Source organism: Vibrio sp. Vb2880 (assembly GCF_033337975.1).
Taxonomy (GTDB): Bacteria; Pseudomonadota; Gammaproteobacteria; order Enterobacterales; family Vibrionaceae; genus Vibrio; species Vibrio alginolyticus.
Genome location: NZ_JAWORT010000036.1, coordinates 1 through 20,306, shown reverse-complemented (window position 1 = coordinate 20,306; position 20,306 = coordinate 1). Strand labels below are relative to the sequence as shown.

The window sequence follows — 20,306 nt, the reverse complement described above, 5'->3', positions numbered from 1 at the left end:
CGAAGTTTAAAAGTTCAATCATTAATTTTAGGTAAGTACTATGAATGACTTCGAAAAAGAACTAGAGCAAATTTCTCAAGAAACCGCTCAGGAGCCAGAAGTAAAACTGCCGTCGCTAGAAGAGCAAAAAGCGATCGTCGCTGAGCTGAAAAAGCTGGAAGCGGAAGGTAAGCTGACGCCAGAAGTGTTAGAACAACACTTTGGTAAGTTTAACCAAAAAAACGCAGTTCCAATCCACTAAGTTAGGTGGTGTTTTGCCTCTAACGTGCGTGATTAAATCACCTGCTCAAACACAAAAAGGGAGTTTATACTCCCTTTTTTAATGTCTGAAAAATGCTAATACCTCTCATATACTTGCCACTTAAAAATTATTGACACTTCAATGAGTTATTAATTAGTACTAGTGATTTTCATACTTGACAATACTACCGCTCTATCTAAATCTATTGCGTATTTCAATAAAAACGACCAAGGGAATGCGATCAGGATGGAGCAGCAAAAAAAAAGAAACGTTATTTTAATCACGGAGGGAAGTCTACAGTCATCTCTGTTGAAAGATGTATTGGAGACCAAACTCGGTATTAGTGTTGCTCTAATCACGCCAGATAATCTGATTCACGGAGTGTTACATGAATCTCTTGCATCAGCCATTATTGTTGATTGCAGCGTGATCACGGATGAAATTTTTCGCCGTTATGCGGAGTTTAAAGCGGCCAAGCAGAAAGACACGCTTGAAATCTTAATTAATTGTGAGCAATCCATATCGACAGAAGATCTCTTTGCTTGGCGTACTTTGGCCGGTATTTTCTATACCTCTGATGATATAAAAACGTTGCAAGTTGGTATTGGTAAGGTGCTTCAAGGAGATATGTGGTTCAGCCGTAAGTTTTCTCAGCAGTACATTACTTACCTTCGTCGACATTGCAAACCTATAAATAAGAATGTTTCCGCTATTCTGACCAAACGAGAGCAACAAATAATTACCTTTCTTTCCATGGGGGCGTCCAATCAACAAATCGCCGAACAATTATTTGTCAGCGAGAATACGGTAAAAACGCATTTACATAATATTTTCAAGAAGATTGATGTGAAAAATAGAGTTCAAGCACTTATTTGGGCAAAGGAAAATATTTCAGACAACTCGTTAACGGTGTAATGCTATTGCAATATTAGGTTGCCTAATTTAGTAAACTCTTAATAATTTCTGTGACCTGAATGTGTTAAAAGTGTTTCTTTTATGAGAAACACTTTTTTTGATTCTCTTTTTAATAACTTTAGAATTTAAAAAAGTAGCAAATAACTTTACTCTGTGAACTAGCACTTACATATCAAACTAAGTGCTGACGATTAACTACTAATTTAAGAATGTTAAGTCACTGAAAGTATGAGAAACATTATGGAACAGTATATGGAAAAGCCTGAAATCCTAATGCTCACTCAACAAAGTTTACAGAGTGAAAACTTTAAGGAAATGCTTTCTAAAAATACAGAAACTAAAATAACGATCATTGATACTAAAAACCCTAGCTATCATGAACTCATTCCGGAACGCTACTTTTTGCTTGTTGATTTTTCAGTTGAGATTCCTTCCGAAACTTTAGTTTATTTAAAAGATAGTAATAAAGTGCTAGGAACCATAATGCTTAATCTAGGTTATGACTTAGACACAGAAGAACTCGCTTCTTGGCCTCATGTAAAAGGTATATTTGGTCCAGGAGATTCAATGGACAAGGTTTGTCAGGGATTAAAAGCAATAATAAAAGGGGATAACTGGCTGTCTCGAAGATTACTTGATCAGCTAGTAAATTATTATCGAGGTAGAGAAGCAAATAACATTATCGAACCTGCTATTGAGGTTGAGCTTACTCGGCGTGAAGTTCAGGTTTTAAAAATGTTGAAAGAAGGTGGTTCAAATATGGAAATCGCTGATTCTTTATTTATCAGCGAGCATACTATTAAATCACATCTATACAATATTTTTAGAAAGTTAGAAGTAAAGAACCGTACGCAAGCTACAAGTTGGGCTAAGAGAAACCTGTAGTACTAGTATTAACTTGCTGTAATAAAAAGAAAATACTCTATAAAGTACTAAATTTTATATTTATTATTAAAATGTCAGTCTGAAATATCATCCCATATTCAAACTTATTCCTATTCAGTTGACTATTAGACTTCTCATGTCGTGACGAATCTAGTCAGACGTGGAACAGAAGGTCTATTCAATTAATAAGCTAAGAGGGAATAAAAATGAGCGCAAGTGACAATGACACGTATTTAGGCGATGCAGGTGTAAATAACCAATTTGCTGATTTCGATGGCGGCGATGATTTGTTTATCGGTTTTGGTGGTAATGACTCGTTTGTTGGCGGTGGCGGTAATGATTATGTGATCGGCGGCGACGGCGATGATCGCCTAACTGGTGGTGCTGGAGATGACATCCTTAGGGCTGGTACAGGAAACGACTACCTCGGCGGTGGTACCGGTAATGACTTGCTGTTGGGTTTGCTGGGCGACAATAAATTAAATGGTGGTGTCGGTGAAGATATTCTTGTTGCTGGTTCTGGTGACAATGTTTTAGTTGGCGGCAGCAATGGCGATAAGTTTGTGTTCACGGATAAGTTTGGTGGCCATGGCGAAGCCAAAGTTGTTGATTTCACCATTGGTGAAGACTCTTTGCACATCATTAGCGACTCTGTCACTGACTTTGGTGATTTAAGCTTTAGCTACGATGCAGTTGGGAATGCAGTGTTTACCGATGGGGCTGATCTAACAGTGAAACTTATTGGCGTGACTGAAACTGACATCAACACCTATGGTGCAGATCTGTTCGTAATCTAAACGACTGAAAATAACTCTGGATGGGAATTAGTTTGCGTGGCTCTGCCATGCTGAGGTGCACTAATCGGACACTCTAGAGCGATTTGAGGTTACCTTAAGCTAGGCGCTAGTATTTCTGGCGCCTACAATTTTCACGTTAAACGGAAGTAGTCGTGCAAAAAACGGTTTTCAAAGAAGTGAAACAAAAACTATGCACGCTTGCGGGCTTGCTGATCGTTTTTAGCCTTTTTATCAACTTATTGGTTCTCTCGATTCCGTTGTACATGCTTCAAGTGTACAACCGAGTGATATCTTCCTACTCAACCGATACTTTATTCTTGCTCACTGTCATCGTAATTGTTGCGCTGTTAACCATGTCCATCATCGACATTGCACGAGCACAAATGAGTAAATCTTTTGGTTATTGGATGGACACAAAACTCTCCGCTTTCATGCTCAAGCGCACGATTCAATATCAATCACATACTGGGAAGAGTTATACCTCGCAAACTCTGAGAGACATTCAGAACATCAAAAGCTTTTTGAGCAGTCAAGCACCTTATCCACTGTTGGATGCGCCCTGGACACCGCTATTTATTTTATTTGTGTATTTATTGCACCCGATACTAGGTCACATCGCGTTACTTGGATCTATCGTATTGTTTAGCCTAGGTCTACTTAATGAGCTAATGACGCGTAAAACAATGCAAGAGAGCGAAGTCAGAGCGATTTCTCATATCAACAACGCAGAATTAGCCACGCAAAACTCCAATTCAATTCTCGCAATGGGGATGATGAATGCATTTTTAGAGAAGTGGCAGTCGCGCGTGAGCGAAGTGAATGTGCTTGAAGAGCGAGTTGCAGGTAAGTCTATCTACATGGCTAACTTTTCTAAGTTTGTGCGTGGCTCATTACAGATATTTTTACTGGGAGGTGGTGCATGGTTAGTTATCCAACATGAGATAACGGCAGGGGCGATGATCGCGAGCTCCATATTAATGAGTCGGGCATTATCGCCGATGGAGCAGGCGATAGGCACGTGGCGAAGCGCGATGTCTGCTAAAGGCGCCTATAAAAGGTTGAAAGAAATCGATGCGATCGTGCGCCAAGATGAATCAGATATGCCACTGCCTAAACCAAAAGGACACTATGAGCTTTCCGGACTGGCCTATCGCCATCCTGGAGCAACTGAACCAGTGCTCTCATCGCTCAGCTTATCGATTCCTCCGGGTGTTGCTGTTGGGGTGATTGGCCCTTCTGGTACGGGTAAATCGACGTTTGCTCGGCTGCTATTAGGTACGGTTAAGCCGTTAGCGGGTAAAGTGACTCTTGATGGTATGGAAGTCTCCGTATGGGCATCTGAAGATCGCGGCGTACATTTTGGGTATCTCGCTCAAGAGGTGGAGTTATTTCCTGGCACAATTCGAGAGAACATCGCACGCTTTAAAGAAGAAGACCCCGCTAAAGTCATCAAGGCGGCGCAACTAGCAGGATGTCATGAATTAATACTCAAGAAAAACAAAGGCTATGATTGCATTATTGGTGAAAATGGCCGTGGTTTATCTGGGGGGGAAAGGCAGAGAATCGCTCTTGCAAGAGCCGTTTATGGCGACCCATCTATTGTGATTTTCGATGAAGCGAATGCCAACCTCGATGGTGAGGGAGAGGCTGCTTATCAACGTTTGATTGCCCATTTAAAAGCACAGAGTACAACGATTATCGTCATTGCCCACAATCCGAGTACGTTGCGACAAATGGATAGGCTGTTGTATTTGGCTGACGGCCGAGTCAAGTTATACGGCGCTAAAGATGAAGTATTAAAACGTTTGATGGGCGAAGAAAGAACAGATATCCCAAGGGTAAGAAATGAGCAATCAACTGCCAACCGTTAATCAGAGTTCTACTGAGATCGTATATCGTTTTAGCCCCAAAGCGAGACTAAGCTTTCGAAAACCAATTTTACTCGGTGTGGTGACCTTAAGTGTTTTTCTTGGAGGTCTTGGCTACTGGGCTGCAACAGCCAAATTAGAAAGTGCAGCGATTGCTTATGGTGATTTGTCAGTTCTCACTAAGCGACAAGAAATTCAGCATTTAGAAGGCGGTATTATTGAAAAGCTATATGTACAGGAAGGGGATTTAGTCGAAAAAGGTCAGTTATTAATTCAACTTTCTAAGCGTCAAGCTATGGCTAAGTTGGACTCGTTAAGTGGTCGTTTTATCCATACTCTAGCAAAGGAAAACCGTTTAAGTGCGGAGCTTGATGAGCTTCCAACGATTGTATGGTCTGATGATCTTGAAAGCATTCCCCGTGTCGATATCGTACAAGAAGCACAACTGGTTCAAAACAAGATCTTTGAAGCGAGAAAGCGATTCTTTGATAGTAAACTGAGTATCATTGAGCAGAGTATTTCTGGAGCAAATTTAGAGCTTGAAAACCTTCAGCAAACCAAAGTGATTGAGACGGAACGGCTCAACTTTATTGCTGAAGAAATAGACAGCAACCAAGCCTTGGTGCAAAAAGGTTTCTCGGGAAAATCTACTTTACTTCAACTCAAGCGCTTAGCAGCGGAGGTGAGAAGTACCTTAAGCCAGTTAGATAGGCAGTCGCTCACCGTTAGAAAAAGGTTAGATGAGAACCTAGCGCAAATTGAAGAGTTGAAGCTTGAAAGGCTGAATGAGATTGTCGAGGAACTACGAAATACCAAAACGGAAATTGTCGCAATTCGGGAAGAATATCGCTCCGCTCAAGATATTGTCGCAAGAACAACGATCAACGCACCTATTTCTGGTCGCGTAGTCAACATGCAAGTGTTTACCGAAAAAGGTGTGATTGGCTCGGGTGAAACGTTACTAGAACTGGTCCCGCAAGACGATAAGTTGTTAGTCGAGGCTCGTGTTAATCCTCAGGATATTGATTTAGTGAATCCAGGCCAGCAAGCGCATGTTCGTCTGACCGCTCTGAATGCACGGACGTTGGCACCTTTAGACGGTACTGTGCTGACGATTTCTGCCGATAAGCTCTCGCAAGAAAACCAAGAAGATTTTTATCTCGCTAGAATTGCAATTTCACCGGAAGACGTGACAAAACATCGTTTAACCTCAGGCATGAATGCCGAAGTGCTGATTTTATCTGAGCCACGAACGCCATTGAGCTACCTAATAAAGCCAATTACAGAAAGCATGAATCGCGCCTTTAGAGAGGAGTAATTTCAAAAAGACTTGAGTGAGCACGGACAACAGACAAAATAATTTGTTATCGTTAGCTGTTACTGGGCCGTATTTTTATTCGAGGGAGCCGTGGAATGGAGAAAGTGCAGTTAGTTGTCGATTTTCTTCTCACTCATAAATTGATTTTTACCGCACTGATCTTTGCGATTATGTGGTTAATTCGTCGTGCAATTTTATCGATGATTCGTGGTGATCACGCTTTTCTCTCAGAAGATCAGCGTAGTTGGATGTCCAGAACTAAAAATGGCACCTTTGCTGTTACATTACTGATTTTATTTATTTTATGGCAATCAGAAATTAACGAGTTTGCTCTGAGTGTAACGGCGATTGCCGTTGCCATTGTAGTGGCATCCAAAGAAATCATTTTGTGTTTTACGGGTTCGATTCAAAGAGCAAGTTCGCGTTCTTTTCGCGTTGGAGACTGGATTGAGGTCGGAAAGTTGTGTGGTGAAGTGATTGAGCACAATATGATGGCGACGGTGATTCAAGAGATCGACCTGCATCATGGGCAATATCATTACACCGGCAAAACAGCGACATTGCCTAATAGTATGTTCTTTACCTATCCAGTAAAGAACCTCAACTTCATGAAGCGGTACGTTTACCACAACTTTTCTGTAGTGGTGAAAGACTTCGTCAATTTGTATCCACTGTTACCGATTTTAACTGATAAAATTGAAGAACATTGCAGTTACTTTGCTGATGTTGCACATCGTTACAATGCGATGATTGAAAAACATGCCGGTGTTGACCTTCCTGGTTCTGAGCCACATATGCATATTTCTAGTAACATTAATGGTGAACAAATTCTGCACGTGATGATTTTCTGTCCAACCGATAAAGCGAACCACTTAGAGCACTTAATTCGTAAGGACTTTATGGAACTTTATGAGCAACGTTTTCCTGTAGTGCGAGAAGAATAGAGCATCGTACTTCGCCTTTAATTTCAAACCCCGCTATCAAAATAGCGGGGTTTGTTTTTCTTAGCGTATTTTTAGGCTGTAACAATGTTCCCAACTTAGCTGAATTTACTCTTCAGCATTAAAAATAGGAAGTAAGTGCTGCCTATAATAGCGACCAACGTGCCAGCTGCGACCTGACTTGGATAAATAGCGATTTGTCCTAGCCAATCTGCCCACAACATTAGGGTTGCGCCAATTAAGGCACCGACACACAGTTGCTCTTTCACTTTTCTTGCTCCTAACATCATCGCCATATGGGGAGCGACCAAGCCAACAAAAGATATTGGACCAACTGTAGCGGTAGAAAAGGCGCATAACAAAGCAACGATGGTGAGCATAAGCGTATTGGCTACGGTAGGGTTAAGCCCTCGTGCATTTGAGAATTGTCGCCCGATGGAAATTAGTGTTAGCCAACGAGAAATCGAGAATACAGCGGCAAGCAGAACTATTATGGCCAAACATAGCATCAGTGCGGTGTCGGCTGTGACTCGATAAATAGAACCAGTTAGCCACAATAAAATTTTGTAACTGTCACCAGAACCTTGAGCTAGCGAAAATTGAACGAGGGCTTCTAATAGTGCCGTTAGTGCGATGCCGGACAACACGAAGTTAGATGGATTAAAATGGCTTCGTTTACCGATAATCAGCAATAACATCAATACGGACATACTTCCGAAAAAAGCGATACCCCAGCTAAATGCGGAGAGAAGCGACCCAGCGATGACTCCTGTCGTAATAATGGCAAACGTGGCTCCGGAAGACACACCGAGAATATCGGGACTTGCCAGAGGGTTATAAACAATGCGTTGCAAAATGATTCCGGCAACGGATAGCGCAATACCGACAGAAAGTGCGGTTAACATTCTCGGCCAACGCAATTGCCATTGGAACTCACCTGGCACAGACCATTGAATTCCGTTTATACCATGGGTAACGAATGAGTAAGCTAGAATCCCAACCAGACTGAATAGCGCAATGCTGCATACCGCGCGTTTAGAAAGCGCCGTTTTTCCTTGGCTCATTGAAAGGTTAAGTTGATCGGTTGCCGTCAGTTTTTTACGAGTAAACCAAATTAAAGCGGGAGCGCCAATAGCTGCAGCCGCTACGCCGCTAGGAATGGTTTCCTCTAACCATAAGCTCAGCGAGATAGCGGCAGAGTCTGTGATGATTAGTAGCATTGCGCCCAAAAGCATGCTGCTGATCAATTCGTCGCGCGGTGTTCTTGCTCCCATCGCTCTGGCAATATTGGGTGTCAGTAATCCGATGAAGCTGATAATGCCAACTGCGGTGATTGAGGCAGATACCAGCCAAATACCCATCACCATTAATGCACCAAACGCGGGTAATACCGCTAAGCCTCGGGCTGCTGCGCCTTCTTGTCCTAGTTTCATTAAGGTCAGAATACGTGGTGCGACGATCAAAATTACGATTGCGATAGCGCAGCGAGGTAACAACCACTCAAACCAATCCCAGCTGTATTGAGAGAGGTCTCCTGCTCCCCACATAAAAATATTCTGTGCGAACTGGGCGTTTAAAATAATAATGGCTGTGGCGATAGAACCGAGCAAGATATTGATCACCATCCCCGAAACGACCAGCGGCAAACCTGTCATATTACGCACGCCGGCAATTGATACGATCAGGCCAAACGCCACTAAAGCCCCCACCATTGCGGCTAATGCAGAGTAATCGGCTACCCAATCGACGAACCAAATGTTTACCACGACTAATGCAAGCCAAGCACCAGAAGAGGTGCCAAGAGTCAACGGCGAGGTGAGGTTATTCTGCGTTAATTGCTGCATTAAGCTGCCGGTGAGACCAAGCATGGCACCAACAAGCAGGGTCATACTTAACCTAGGAAGCTGCGCTTGCGTAAAGAATACATCACGAAACTCGGTTGCTACCTCTGGTTTTGTTAATAATTGCCATTGTTCGAAAAGTGATAAATTAGTATCAATTTGTAGGCTAAAGACGCTAAGTAACGTAATCAGCGCCAGATAACCAATATAATGTTTCGTTCTCATTGCTCTGGTGCCAACTCTATTAGACTGTCGGTAATCGCTTCAGCGGTGTATTGCAAAGACATGGCACCGCCATACGCCCACACTGCTCTGACTGAATTTACCCGCTGCTTTTTCACAAACGGCATCGCTTGCCAAAGTGGCGACTCTTTCAGTTTTCGTTCTTCTGGGAAAGGTTGTACGTAGAGAACGTAGCTGTTTTGAAGGCTCTGAAGCCGATTGATTCGATCTTGCTTTACTCCCCACGCACGTGGGTCCTCTTTAATTGGAGCCTGTAATCCCAGTTTTCTAACCACGTAGTCAGTGGTGGAGTTTTCGGTTGCAAGTAATACAGTATTCGGGGTTGAAAATCGCATCACAAGAACGCTGAGTGGAGCAGAGTAATAGTGGCGAATTCGCTGGCGCATCTGCGCAAATGAAGCATCTAATTCTGCCAATTTCTGTTCAGCAAGTGCCTCTTTATTGAATAGCTTGCCGAGCGTACGAAAGTGACGAATGGCCGTTTCAGCTGCGGCCTCATTTTCAGAAAAATTAGGTAAATAGATTACCGGAGCAATTTGTTTGAGTAACGGAATCAAGTCTTGCTGTGGAGACGCAGCAAGAATGACATCTGGTTTTAAACTGGCTATTTTTTCTAAGTTGGGCTCTGCTCGGGTTCCAATATCTTCAATTGACTTTGGTGCGGTTGGATTGACGACCCATTGGCGGTAGCCTGGTAAATTTGGGGCTGCGATTGGTTCTACGTTTAGCGCCAAAACTTGTTCTAAGATGTCCCAGTTTAAGGCAACAACGCGTTGAGGCGCTTGCTCAAAACTATGCTCACCATATTCATCGGTAACGGTGATGACTGCATGTGCATTGGTCATAAAAAATACGAGGAGAAAAGCAGATTGTGTAACCACAGTAAGTAAACGAGCTATTATGCGCATACAACAGCCACCTTTTGGCTCGCTAATGTGTTAGCCGGGCTTGGGTGCTCAATCAGCTTAATTGGTGACTCATATAGTTTAGAAAGGCGTGCCTCGTCTAACAACATGTCGGCGTTGCCTTCAAAGGCAATTTTACCTTTTTTGAGCGCAACAATGTGGGTGGCGTAGCGCAGGGCTAAGTTCAGATCGTGCAGGATTACGATAATGCCTACATTCTCGGTTCGATTCAGTTCTGCCAGCAGCGCCATTAGTTGAAACTGATGGTGAACATCGAGCGCCGAGGTTGGCTCATCGAGAATTAAAATTGGCGATTGTTGAGCCAGTAGCATAGACACCCAAGCGCGTTGGCGCTCGCCGCCCGATAAGTCATCCGCCAAAGCTTGAGCAAAAGGTGTAACTCCTGTTCGTTCCATAGCCTGCGTGATGATTTGTTTGTCTTCAGTTTTCCAACGACCAAGTGCCCCACGCCACGGAAAGCGACCTAAGCGCACTAGCTCTTCGACCGTTAAACCAGCTGAAGAGGGCAGCTTTTGTGGCAAATAGGCGATCTGTTTTGCCAACTCTTTGGTTTTGAGTGATGAAAGGGAAGTATCGTTTAGTGTTACCGTGCCTTTATCTGGTGGCATTTGACCAGAAAGCAGGTTCACCAGTGTCGACTTACCTGAACCGTTATGGCCTAAAACGACCGTTAGCTCATTTGTTGGGATGTTAAGTTGTTCGATGCCGAGGATCTGACGTCCACCTCGCACGATCTCAATATTAGACAGTTGAAACATGGATGGCTCTTAGGAGAAAACTCCCCTCAATAGAGGGGAGTAGAAGTACAATTACCAGCGGTAGTTTGCGTTTAGCATAACAGAGCGAGACTGGCCGTAGTAACACCAGTAATCGCAACCTGAAACAAACTCTTTATCTAGGATGTTGTTCACGTTTAGCTGTGCTTGCCACTGTGAAGTGATGTCGTAAGTGACTGACGCATCCCAAAGAGTGACTGAAGGAACCGTTAGGTTCGAGCTCTTAGGGTTATCTTTTGACTCACCTACGTAGCGCACACCAGTACCGATATTGAGGCCTGGAATCAGGCTGTAGGCGCTGTAGTCTACCCATGCAGAAGCTTGGTGCTCAGGAATAAGTGCGGCTTGTTTTTTACCTTGGCCAAAGCTCTCATCTGTTTTCGCTTTAGTGTAGGTGTAGCTTGCCATCAGTTTTAGATCGTCGGTTAGCTGCGCCGTGCTTTCTAGCTCAACACCTTGAGATGTCACTTCACCTGTTTGTGTCGCAATCCATGTTGATGGGTTTGTGACCAACGCGTTCTTTTGCGTGATGTCGAACCATGCAAGGTTGATAAAGCCATCCATAAAGCTTGGCTCATACTTTACACCCACTTCTACTTGCTCGCCTTCCAGCGGTTTGTAAAGTTCATTGGTTGCCGCATCAATAGTGCTGATCACTTCAAACGACTGAGAGTAGTTTACGTAAGGTGACAGGCCATTGTTTGCAAGGTACATCACACCCGCACTTAGAGAGAGCTGACCATCATCACGAGATTCACTTTGATCAACGGTAGCGCCTTTGCCAGAGTTTTCTGTTTTCACCCAGTCGTAACGAGCACCTATGTTACCAATCCACTGTTCATGCAGTTTCAATTGGTATTGTGAATAGAGACTTGCTTGAGATTTCTCAATCTCACGTTTCACGTTGTTGGCAGGATCAAGAGGGGTGAAGTTGCCGTAAACTGGGTTCCACGGGTTGATAGTGCCAAATGCATAGTTGTCTTGCTCGTCGCCATCGGTTTTGTGGAATTGCAGATCCATACCGATAAGCACTGTGTGCTCTGCGTTGTCTGTCATCCAGTTGCCGACAGCATTGTTATCGAACGTGATGCTCTGGTTTTTTCCGTCACGGAATACGATGCCTTGCGTTAATTCTTCTCTCGCTGGATCGTTGTTTGAGAACGCGTAAGAGCTGCGCAAGTACAACTCATTCGAACCGTAGTTGAGGTTTTGCGAGAGTGACCACGTGTCATTGATGTCGTGCTCTAGTAAGTAACCCAGAGAAAACTGCGTGCGTTCGTATTTATCGTAGTTTGGCTGACCAAGGTTAGTCGAAGGATCGATTTTGCCAAAGTTAGAACCAATCAGAGTACCTGCTGCTGGGAAGAATGGGTTAGTTGGTACACCGTCATCACGAAGGTAAGTTGCCAAAACGGTCAGCATTGTACGGTCAGAAATGTCGAACTCGACACTTGGCGCTAGGTAGAAACGCTCGTTGTTTGTGCCGTCCAGTTCACCATCTTGGCTTGTCATCAAGCCAACCAAACGATAGCGCACAGTGCCTGCGTCGTTTGCTTCGTCAGCAATGTCAAAACCTACGGATTGGTGTTGGTTGTTGCCAACTTCGACTTTTACTTCGCCTTGAGGCGTAAACGTTGGTTTTTTCTGAACAGCATTCACGATACCGCCTGGTGCCGATTCACCAAACAGAATAGCCGATGGACCTTTAACGACTTCTACACTTTCTAGGCCGTAAGGTTCGACCAACCATGTGTAGTAACCATCGCGGAATAGGCGGTTGCCGTTTAGGTAAGTCGCTGCATCAAATCCACGAACTTTGAACCAATCAGTGTCGTTGTCTGCGCCATAAGGTTGAGCGGTTACACCAGACGTGTAGCGTAATGCTTCATCTAGTTTTTTCGGTGCACGAACACGAAGTTCATCTTCAGAAATGATAGATACGCTACGCGGCGTTTCTGCCGCAGGGGTTTCTACTTTAAGTGCTTGCGCGGTGACCGTTATGGTCTCCATGGCAATCACGTCATCTTGTACGACGTCTTCTTGAGCTTGTGCTGTGAATGCAACCACTGCAGTAGGTGCTAAAGCACAAACCAACGCGTTGCGGATAGCGATGGTCAGTGAGTTATTCTTTTGCATAAATCTATTCCCGATAATTATGATTAACGCTAAGCTTAATTGTAATTATTATCATTTGAGCTTTTGTTTCGGTATTTTACTGACTTTTGTATCAAAAGATAGTAAAACGTTCGCAAATTCATTCGCGGTACCTAAAGTCATTGTTATGTTCAATTGGTTTGAAAAGCTGACCCAACCCTTTCCCCAGATGGAAACCGAAAAGCCACCGAAGACGCTATTTGGCTTTTGTCGTTTTTACACTCGTGGCTTTGAAGCCCCTTTACTCGTTATGGCTGTGTTCAGTGCGCTTATTGCCATTACTGAGGTGACGCTGTTGCGTTATATGGGCGAGCTCGTCGATATTCTCTCTAATCAAGATCGCGCAACATTCTGGCAAGACCAGGGTGATCGCATGCTAATGATGCTGTTCTTAGTGGCGGTTGTGATGCCAGCTCTCGGTTTTGTCCACTCAATGGTGATGCACCAAACGTTATTGGGTAACTACCCGATGTCTATCCGTTGGTTGATTCACCGTTACTTGCTAAAACAAGCGGTTGGATTTTTCCAGCGTGACTTTGCAGGCCGAGTTGCGACCAAAGTGATGCAAAGTGCGTTAGCGGTACGAGAAACGGTCATGAAGCTGGTGGATGTACTGGTTTATATCAGCGTTTATTTTCTTTCGATGCTCTGGATGATGGGAGAAGCCGATGGTTTGCTAATGTTACCTATTGTGATTTGGATAGGAATGTACGCGGTTATCCAGTTCTACTTTATCCCTAAAATGAAACAAGTAGCGACGGAGCAAGCGGATGCTCGTTCTGTAATGACTGGGCGCATTGTCGATTCTTACACCAACATATCTACCGTAAAGCTATTCGCGCACTCGCAACGAGAGTTGGAATACGCAGAAAGCAGCATGAAGCAATTTTTGGTGACGGTTTACCGCCAAATGCGCATGGTGACTTGTTTACTGTTTAGTGTGGATGCCATCAACTATTTGCTGCTGATGTCTATTAGTGCCATTTCGGTTTATCTATGGCTAGATCACGCTGTAACAATTGGTGCTATTGCGATTGCCATCAGTATTGCATTGCGCGTACAAGGTATGTCGAAGTGGATCATGTGGGAAGTTAGCGCACTGTTTGAAAACATCGGTACAGTAGTAGACGGTATTAATACGATTTCAAACGATGTTGAAGTGAAAGACGTACCAAATGCTAAGCCTTTGCAAATCTCCCAAGGTGAGATCTGCTTTGATCACGTAGGTTTTAACTACAGTGACGAGAAGGCGGTATTTGAGAACTTGAACCTGACTATCAAACCGGGCGAAAAAGTCGGCATTGTCGGTCGCTCTGGGGCAGGTAAATCCACGTTGGTCAACTTGTTGCTGCGCTTTTACGACGTAAATAGCGGTAAGATTTGTATTGATGGACAGGACATTTCTCAAGTTGAACAAGAGTCGCTTCGCCAACACATCGGTATGATCACGCAAGACACCTCTTTGCTGCATCGTTCAATTAAAGAGAACATTCTTTACGGTGATCCAGATGCTTCAATGGATGCCGTTATCGCAGCTGCTGAGAAAGCACATGCTCATGATTTCATTCAATCTCTACGAGACGAGCAAGGTAACGTTGGCTATGACGTTGAAGTGGGTGAACGCGGTGTGAAGCTGTCTGGTGGTCAGCGTCAACGTGTGGCGATTGCTCGCGTGCTGCTGAAAAACGCGCCAATTTTGATCATGGATGAAGCAACGTCTGCACTTGATTCAGAAGTAGAATCGGCAATTCAAGAAAACCTTGAAGTTCTGATGGAAGGAAAAACAGTGATTGCGATTGCTCACCGTTTATCAACGATTGCCGCGATGGATCGTTTGATTGTAATGGATGACGGCAAAATCATTGAGCAAGGATCGCATTACGAGCTGCTGCAATTGGGTGGTGTTTACGCTCAGTTGTGGAAGCATCAAACCGGCGGCTTTTTGTCTGAGCAAGGTGATGCTCAACTGCAAGTCATCTAATATGACGCCACACGAAAGAGGAGCAAATGCTCCTCTTTTTTGTGTCTGTCGTTTATACCGAGTAAGTTGGCGTTAATGGGCAACGTTAACTTGTGATTATTCATTGAGTTAGGCCAACTTAATGATGATTATGTTTATAACTCACTGTCGTTATTGAATTTTTTACGCTTTTTTTACGCGAACTCCGAATGGGCTTTTGCTAAAGTTTTCTACATCGAATTTTGGTTGATGTATTTTATGTTTGTTCAATGGCGAGATAACACCTTTCTCTTTTCTACTACCGTGATTGTTGGCGCGGTTGTCGTCTCATGGTTGTTAGACCAACTGTTTGGCTCTACAGCCGCAGTCCTGCTGATTTTACAGTTAGCGGTCGTGGTAGTGGCGTTTCAATGCAACTCGCGATTCGCTTATGCGGCGGCGGTGATCGAAGCGTTGAGCTTCAACTTCTTTTTCACGACGCCTCGTTACTCTTTGCAGATGTTTCGTCCGGAAGACATTTTTAACTTAGTCGTGTTTATGGTGGTGGCATTTATCACCAGCACCTTTGCGGATCTTTATCGTCGCCAGCAGGGCGAGTTAAAACAAACCAAGCTGCAAAACAGCATCCTGCTATCGGTGTCCCATGACTTACGCACGCCGCTGGCAACCATTATTGGAACATTGACCACACTCAACGAGTACATGCCCAAGCTCAATGACTTAGAGCGTAAAGAATTGCTCGACAGTGCGACTTCAGAAAGCCATCGCTTGCATCAATATATCGAGAACCTCTTACAGGCGACTAAGCTCCAGCACGGCACATTAAAAATTACCAAAAAAGATGAGTTGATTGCAGATATTGTTCGGGATGCGGTTTCTCGTTTGCCAAATTACACCGAGAAAGTGTCCATGAATATGGATGATTCCGTTGGTTATTTATCAGTAAGTCGTTCGCTCATCGAACAAGCGATTTTTAATGTGTTGGATAATGCCATGCGATTTTCACCAGAGAATGAATCTGTTGAGGTTTCACTTTCTAAGCAGGGTTCGTCGTGCGTGATTGATGTTCGGGACATGGGGATTGGCATCAAAGCTGAAGATACGGAAAAAATATTCAGCCTTTTCTATTCCGGCGCGAACAACAAATCGGCAGATTCAGGCACCGGAATGGGACTCGCGGTTGCCAAAGGCATCATCACCGCACACCAAGGATATATTCAATCTATGCCAGTATCAGAAGGGACGCTGATCCGCATTCGACTTCCACTCAATCAAGGAGCAGAGCAGGCGTGAGTTACAAAGTTTTAGTCGTGGACGATGAGCCTCGCATTCATACCTTTATTCGAATTTCGCTGTCTGCTGAAGGGTTTGATTACATTGGCGCGAGTACCATTTCAGAAGCCAAAGCGTGTTTCGAAGCGCATTCGCCGCACGTCATTCTGCTAGATTTAGGCTTGCCCGACGGCGATGGGGCGGAGTTTCTCACTACGCTTCGTCAGACCTATAAAACGCCAGTGCTAGTGCTGACAGCTCGCGATCAAGAAGAGGAAAAAATCCGCCTTTTAGAAGCGGGCGCGAATGATTACTTGAGCAAGCCTTTTGGCGTAAAAGAGCTCATCGCGCGCATCAAAGTGCTGGTTCGAGATTTGGTGGATGAGAAATCCATCGCTGATGAGCTGGTGGCTGGCCGAGTCAAAATCATCAAAAGCACCCACCAATTTTGGTTGGATCAGAGGGAAATTCCACTCACCAAGAAAGAATTTTCTTTCATTGAACAGTTGATTCTCAAGCCGGGAAAACTCATTGAGCAAACTCATTTGCTAGCGGTGATTTGGGGAAAAAGTCATGTTGAAGACACTCACTACTTACGCGTGTTAGTGAGTCAACTACGCAAAAAACTGAACGATAGTGCTGACGAACAGCGACTTTTAAAAACCGAGCCGGGGCTGGGTTATCGTTTAGTGCTTGAGACGTCCAAGCACCACTAAATTCCAAATTTAATCAACGTTAATGCCAAGGTTTAGTGCTGGTTATCGGCACTCGAACAGGATTCGTGTTGCCTATTTTTCGTGACGGAAAATCAGCCTAGCCCTTAACGCATTAGCATTTTCTATACATAAAACACAGTTAGGGATTGATATGGCTCACTTTACAGTAATTGGTTTAGGGCGATTTGGCGTTGCCGCTAGCTTAGAACTTATTCATCTTGGACACACCGTAACGGGGGTGGATAGCGACCCGAAAATCGTCGAAAAATACGTCGAAGAGTTAACGCAAGCGGTCATATGTGACGCAACAGACGAAGGGGCACTCAGAGAGTTAGCGTTAGCGAACAGTGATGTGGTGTTGGTGGCGATTGGCGAAGACATGCAAGCCAGTTTGTTGTGTACGCTGGCGCTGAAAAATCTGGGTGTGAAATCCATTTGGGTCAAAGCGAGCACCAAAGCGCACCATACCATCGTGTCTAAGCTTGGTGTACAACGCATTATTCATCCGGAAGAGGAGATGGGCGTAAGAGTCGCGCAGGCACTCAACTATCCGATGGTGAACAACTATTTGGAAATGGGGCATGGCTTGTATGTGGTGGAAATCCACGTTAAATCCAATCTGCACGATACGCCGCTTTCTAAGTTGATCAGCCGAGGCAGTTACAACATTCAGCCTATCTTGGTGAAGCGCGAAGAAGCCGTCTACACCAATATCAATGATGAGTTTGTGCTTAATGAGTTCGACACGCTGTTGCTTTGTGGTAGTCGCGCTGAGCTGAAATACGTCGCTCCAAGGTTGGTGTAACATGGTTTTGTGGCATCCCTCTATTATCCCCATCGAGCGAAAAACCAAAGCGGGCAAAAAATTGTTGGGCGCACCGCCATTAATACTTAGCCTCAGCTTTGCGTGCTTGATCATGCTCGGCTCGGTCTTACTCAAACTGCCGATTGCCACCACAGAGCCCATCACTTGGATTCAAAGCCTGTTTACAGCAACATCGGCCATTACGGTGACGGGATTAGTTGTGGTGGACACGGGCACGGCGTTTACGCCTTTTGGGCAAGTGGTTATTGCTTTCCTGATTCAATGTGGTGGCCTAGGTTTGATGACGTTTGCTATCGTGACCTTGCTGGCTCTGGGCGGAAAAATTGGCTTTTTGGAGCGAGCAGTCGCGAGAGAGGCGTTCAACCAGACTGATTCATCGACACTCATTGCCACTGCTAAATCTGTATTGATGTTCGCTCTGCTCGTTGAACTTATTGGTTTCACTATTTTGAGCGTTTATTGGAGTGAAGAGCTGGGCTGGGAAACCAGTTTGTTCCATGGTTTCTTCTACACCATCAGTGCGTTTAACAATGCAGGTTTTGCGTTGAGTGCCGATAGCTTAATGCCTTACGTGGACGACCCGGTCGTTAACTTCACCATTACCAGTTTGTTCATTATTGGTGGTTTAGGCTTCTCGGTTTGGATTGACTTAAAACGCAATCGCCGTTGGCATCGACTCACCGTTTACAGTCGAATGATGATCTTAGGCACGATGATCATTAACGTGGTGGCACTTATCGCGATTTATCTGATTGAATATGATAACCCCAACACGCTTGCCCCGTTGAGCGAAGCAGGGAAATGGTGGGCATCGTGGTTTCAAGCGGTGACGCCAAGAACGGCAGGGTTCAACACTTTAGCTATCGATCAGTTGGAAGATGCCACAACGGCGATCATTCTGGTGTTGATGTTTATCGGCGGTGGATCATTGAGTACGGCAAGTGGCATTAAAGTTGTGACATTTATGGTATTGGTCTTGGCAACTTACAGCTATTTGCGTCGCGATGAAGCAACCTATGCCTTTCAACGCGAGATTCCCAAAGAGACCATCAGCAAGGCATTGGCGCTGACTCTGATCTCGGTGGGGGTGACTTGGTTTGCCATATTCACGCTGTTACTGACAGAGAAAGCGTCTATGTTAGATATTACGTTCGAAGCGGTCTCGGCACTGGGTACGGTTGGGTTATCGCGAGGCTTAACGGGCAGTTTGTCCGAACCAGGTGAGTTAGTGATCATCTTCATGATGTTTATGGGACGATTAGGGCCTCTTACATTAGCGTACTTCTTAGCCAGTCCAAGAAAGAAAAAAGCGCGTTACGCGAGTACTAAACTGGCAATAGGGTAGATGGGCTAACTCGAAGAAAGTGAGCAAAAGGCTAGGCAAAAGAGGAGTAACTGCTCCTCTTTTTGTGCTCGTTGTAGCCACGAAACTGTATACGGCAGTCTCTCTCACAACAATTTATGATTCATCTCTATTTTTTATCATTTATAAATTGTCGTTTTTGAGGTGTTGTCCAGAATGGCATTATCCACGTGCAACATAAGATTGCCGGGAATAAAAATAATTACAATACTGCCTTACTGGAAGATACATGAAAATCAAACCCCTCCCTCCTTTAAATAGCCTCGTTGCGTTTGAAGCGTCGGCGCGGCACTTGAGTTTTACGTTAGCCGCTGACGAGCTAAACGTGACCCAAGGTGCTATCAGTCGCCAAATTAGACAATTAGAAGAATACTTAGGCAAGGCTATGTTCACGCGAGCCAATCGAAGCATTAATTTAACGCCTACAGGTCTTCAATATTATCAAGCTGTCAGCCAATCTTTGCTCGATATTGCTCAAATCACGGGTGAAGTGAAGAAGTGGCAGGGCGAACAAAAGATCACGGTTGCGACGACAAATGCAATGGCAGCCTTGTGGTTGTTGCCTAAGGTTGCCCAATTTCAAAATGAACATGATGACATCGATATAAGGATATTGGCCTCAGATAATGTGTTGGACTTACGCCGATTAGATTGCGATATCGCCTTGTTTTATTGTCGCACTCCACCTGCGGAAATGGACGTGACAACGCTATTCTCAGAAGAAGTATTCCCTGTGTGTAGCCCGCTTTATCTAGAGAAAATCGGCCAGCCTAGTGAGCCAGAAGAAATCTTCAATAAAACGTTACTCTATCTGGAAGAGTCTCAAAGAGATTGGGTGAATTGGGAGCAGTGGTTTGCGAGTGTAGGATTGCCAAATATTTCGCCTCGTAATCGCATGAATATCAATAACTATCCAATGCTGTTACAAGCGGCAATTAATGGTCAGGGCATCGCGTTAGCCTGGGGCTCATTAGTGGACGACTATTTACAAAGCGGCGCTTTGGTTAGGCCAGTCGAACACGTGCTTTCAACACCTTCCAATTTTTCTATGCTTGAACCTAAAAATAGAGGTTTAATCCCAGCCAGCGTCAAACGTTTTAGAGAATGGCTTTTGCATCAGTTGCCAGATGAGGTAGGTGATCGAGGCTTAGCTTAAATCAATAAGCAGAGAAAATAACAGAGTTTGGTGACCCGTCCTGATATGGGTTGACACTTTTTAACTAAAACGCTCGATGTACTTCATCGGGCGTTTTGTATTTTAAAG

At 44.4% G+C, this 20,306-nt stretch carries 17 protein-coding genes; 13 read left to right on the top strand and 4 right to left on the bottom strand.

Annotation, left to right across the window (positions count from 1 at the left end; genetic code table 11):
• Positions 1–40: 40 nt before the first annotated feature.
• The 7 genes from R7M92_RS23300 to R7M92_RS23270 all read left to right on the top strand — a co-directional run bounded on the left by R7M92_RS23300 (position 41) and on the right by R7M92_RS23270 (position 6,968).
• Positions 41–241 carry a restriction endonuclease subunit S gene (locus R7M92_RS23300; protein WP_005375165.1) on the top strand — a complete coding sequence of 67 codons (201 nt, stop codon included), beginning with the start codon at positions 41–43 and terminating at the stop codon, positions 239–241.
• A gap of 246 nt (positions 242–487) precedes the next feature.
• Positions 488–1,156: a LuxR C-terminal-related transcriptional regulator gene (locus tag R7M92_RS23295; RefSeq protein WP_021707603.1), complete on the top strand. Its 669-nt coding sequence runs from the start codon at positions 488–490 to the stop codon at positions 1,154–1,156.
• Positions 1,157–1,384: 228 nt separating this feature from the next.
• Positions 1,385–2,041: a LuxR C-terminal-related transcriptional regulator gene (locus tag R7M92_RS23290; protein WP_005383910.1), complete on the top strand. Its 657-nt coding sequence runs from the start codon at positions 1,385–1,387 to the stop codon at positions 2,039–2,041.
• A gap of 206 nt (positions 2,042–2,247) precedes the next feature.
• Positions 2,248–2,838 (top strand): calcium-binding protein, encoded by a 591-nt coding sequence (locus R7M92_RS23285; RefSeq protein ID WP_005375168.1) that lies wholly within the window; start codon positions 2,248–2,250, stop codon positions 2,836–2,838.
• Between the two features lie 152 nt (positions 2,839–2,990).
• Entirely contained in the window at positions 2,991–4,709 is a 1,719-nt protein-coding gene (locus tag R7M92_RS23280) for a type I secretion system permease/ATPase (protein WP_025768544.1), read from the top strand.
• Complete coding sequence (locus R7M92_RS23275) at positions 4,684–6,024, top strand: HlyD family type I secretion periplasmic adaptor subunit (RefSeq protein ID WP_005383906.1); 1,341 nt, start codon at positions 4,684–4,686, stop codon at positions 6,022–6,024. The genes R7M92_RS23280 and R7M92_RS23275 overlap by 26 nt, the downstream gene beginning before the upstream one ends.
• Before the next feature lie 95 nt (positions 6,025–6,119).
• Complete coding sequence (locus R7M92_RS23270) at positions 6,120–6,968, top strand: mechanosensitive ion channel family protein (protein ID WP_005375171.1); 849 nt, start codon at positions 6,120–6,122, stop codon at positions 6,966–6,968.
• Positions 6,969–7,063: 95 nt separating this feature from the next.
• Here R7M92_RS23270 and fhuB read toward each other — a convergent pair whose 3' ends face one another.
• The 4 genes from fhuB to R7M92_RS23250 are packed head-to-tail and all read right to left on the bottom strand — an operon-like array spanning position 7,064 to position 12,887.
• Positions 7,064–9,031: a Fe(3+)-hydroxamate ABC transporter permease FhuB gene (fhuB, locus tag R7M92_RS23265; RefSeq protein WP_047103935.1), complete on the bottom strand. Its 1,968-nt coding sequence runs from the start codon at positions 9,029–9,031 to the stop codon at positions 7,064–7,066.
• Entirely contained in the window at positions 9,028–9,957 is a 930-nt protein-coding gene (locus R7M92_RS23260) for an iron-siderophore ABC transporter substrate-binding protein (protein ID WP_167415887.1), read from the bottom strand. The genes fhuB and R7M92_RS23260 overlap by 4 nt, the downstream gene beginning before the upstream one ends.
• Entirely contained in the window at positions 9,948–10,733 is a 786-nt protein-coding gene (locus R7M92_RS23255; RefSeq protein WP_005383893.1) for an ABC transporter ATP-binding protein, read from the bottom strand. The genes R7M92_RS23260 and R7M92_RS23255 overlap by 10 nt, the downstream gene beginning before the upstream one ends.
• A 51-nt stretch (positions 10,734–10,784) precedes the next feature.
• Positions 10,785–12,887 carry a TonB-dependent siderophore receptor gene (locus tag R7M92_RS23250; protein WP_213886478.1) on the bottom strand — a complete coding sequence of 701 codons (2,103 nt, stop codon included), beginning with the start codon at positions 12,885–12,887 and terminating at the stop codon, positions 10,785–10,787.
• Between the two features lie 145 nt (positions 12,888–13,032).
• Between R7M92_RS23250 and R7M92_RS23245 the strand changes: the two genes are divergently transcribed.
• The 6 genes from R7M92_RS23245 to R7M92_RS23220 all read left to right on the top strand — a co-directional run bounded on the left by R7M92_RS23245 (position 13,033) and on the right by R7M92_RS23220 (position 20,198).
• Positions 13,033–14,886, top strand: coding sequence for an ABC transporter ATP-binding protein (locus R7M92_RS23245; RefSeq protein WP_042521744.1), 1,854 nt, complete (start codon positions 13,033–13,035; stop codon positions 14,884–14,886).
• A gap of 237 nt (positions 14,887–15,123) precedes the next feature.
• Positions 15,124–16,158: a DUF4118 domain-containing protein gene (locus R7M92_RS23240; protein WP_318134424.1), complete on the top strand. Its 1,035-nt coding sequence runs from the start codon at positions 15,124–15,126 to the stop codon at positions 16,156–16,158.
• The gene (locus R7M92_RS23235) at positions 16,155–16,853 is read left to right on the top strand and encodes a response regulator transcription factor (protein ID WP_318134419.1); all 699 of its coding nucleotides are present in this window, start codon (positions 16,155–16,157) and stop codon (positions 16,851–16,853) included. The genes R7M92_RS23240 and R7M92_RS23235 overlap by 4 nt, the downstream gene beginning before the upstream one ends.
• A 151-nt stretch (positions 16,854–17,004) precedes the next feature.
• On the top strand, positions 17,005–17,658 hold the full coding sequence (locus R7M92_RS23230; RefSeq protein ID WP_005375180.1) for a potassium channel family protein: 654 nt from the start codon (positions 17,005–17,007) through the stop codon (positions 17,656–17,658).
• 1 nt (position 17,659) lies between these two features.
• The gene (locus R7M92_RS23225; protein WP_213968276.1) at positions 17,660–19,024 is read left to right on the top strand and encodes a TrkH family potassium uptake protein; all 1,365 of its coding nucleotides are present in this window, start codon (positions 17,660–17,662) and stop codon (positions 19,022–19,024) included.
• Positions 19,025–19,271: 247 nt separating this feature from the next.
• Positions 19,272–20,198 (top strand): LysR substrate-binding domain-containing protein, encoded by a 927-nt coding sequence (locus R7M92_RS23220; RefSeq protein ID WP_005392445.1) that lies wholly within the window; start codon positions 19,272–19,274, stop codon positions 20,196–20,198.
• Positions 20,199–20,306 lie beyond the last annotated feature (108 nt).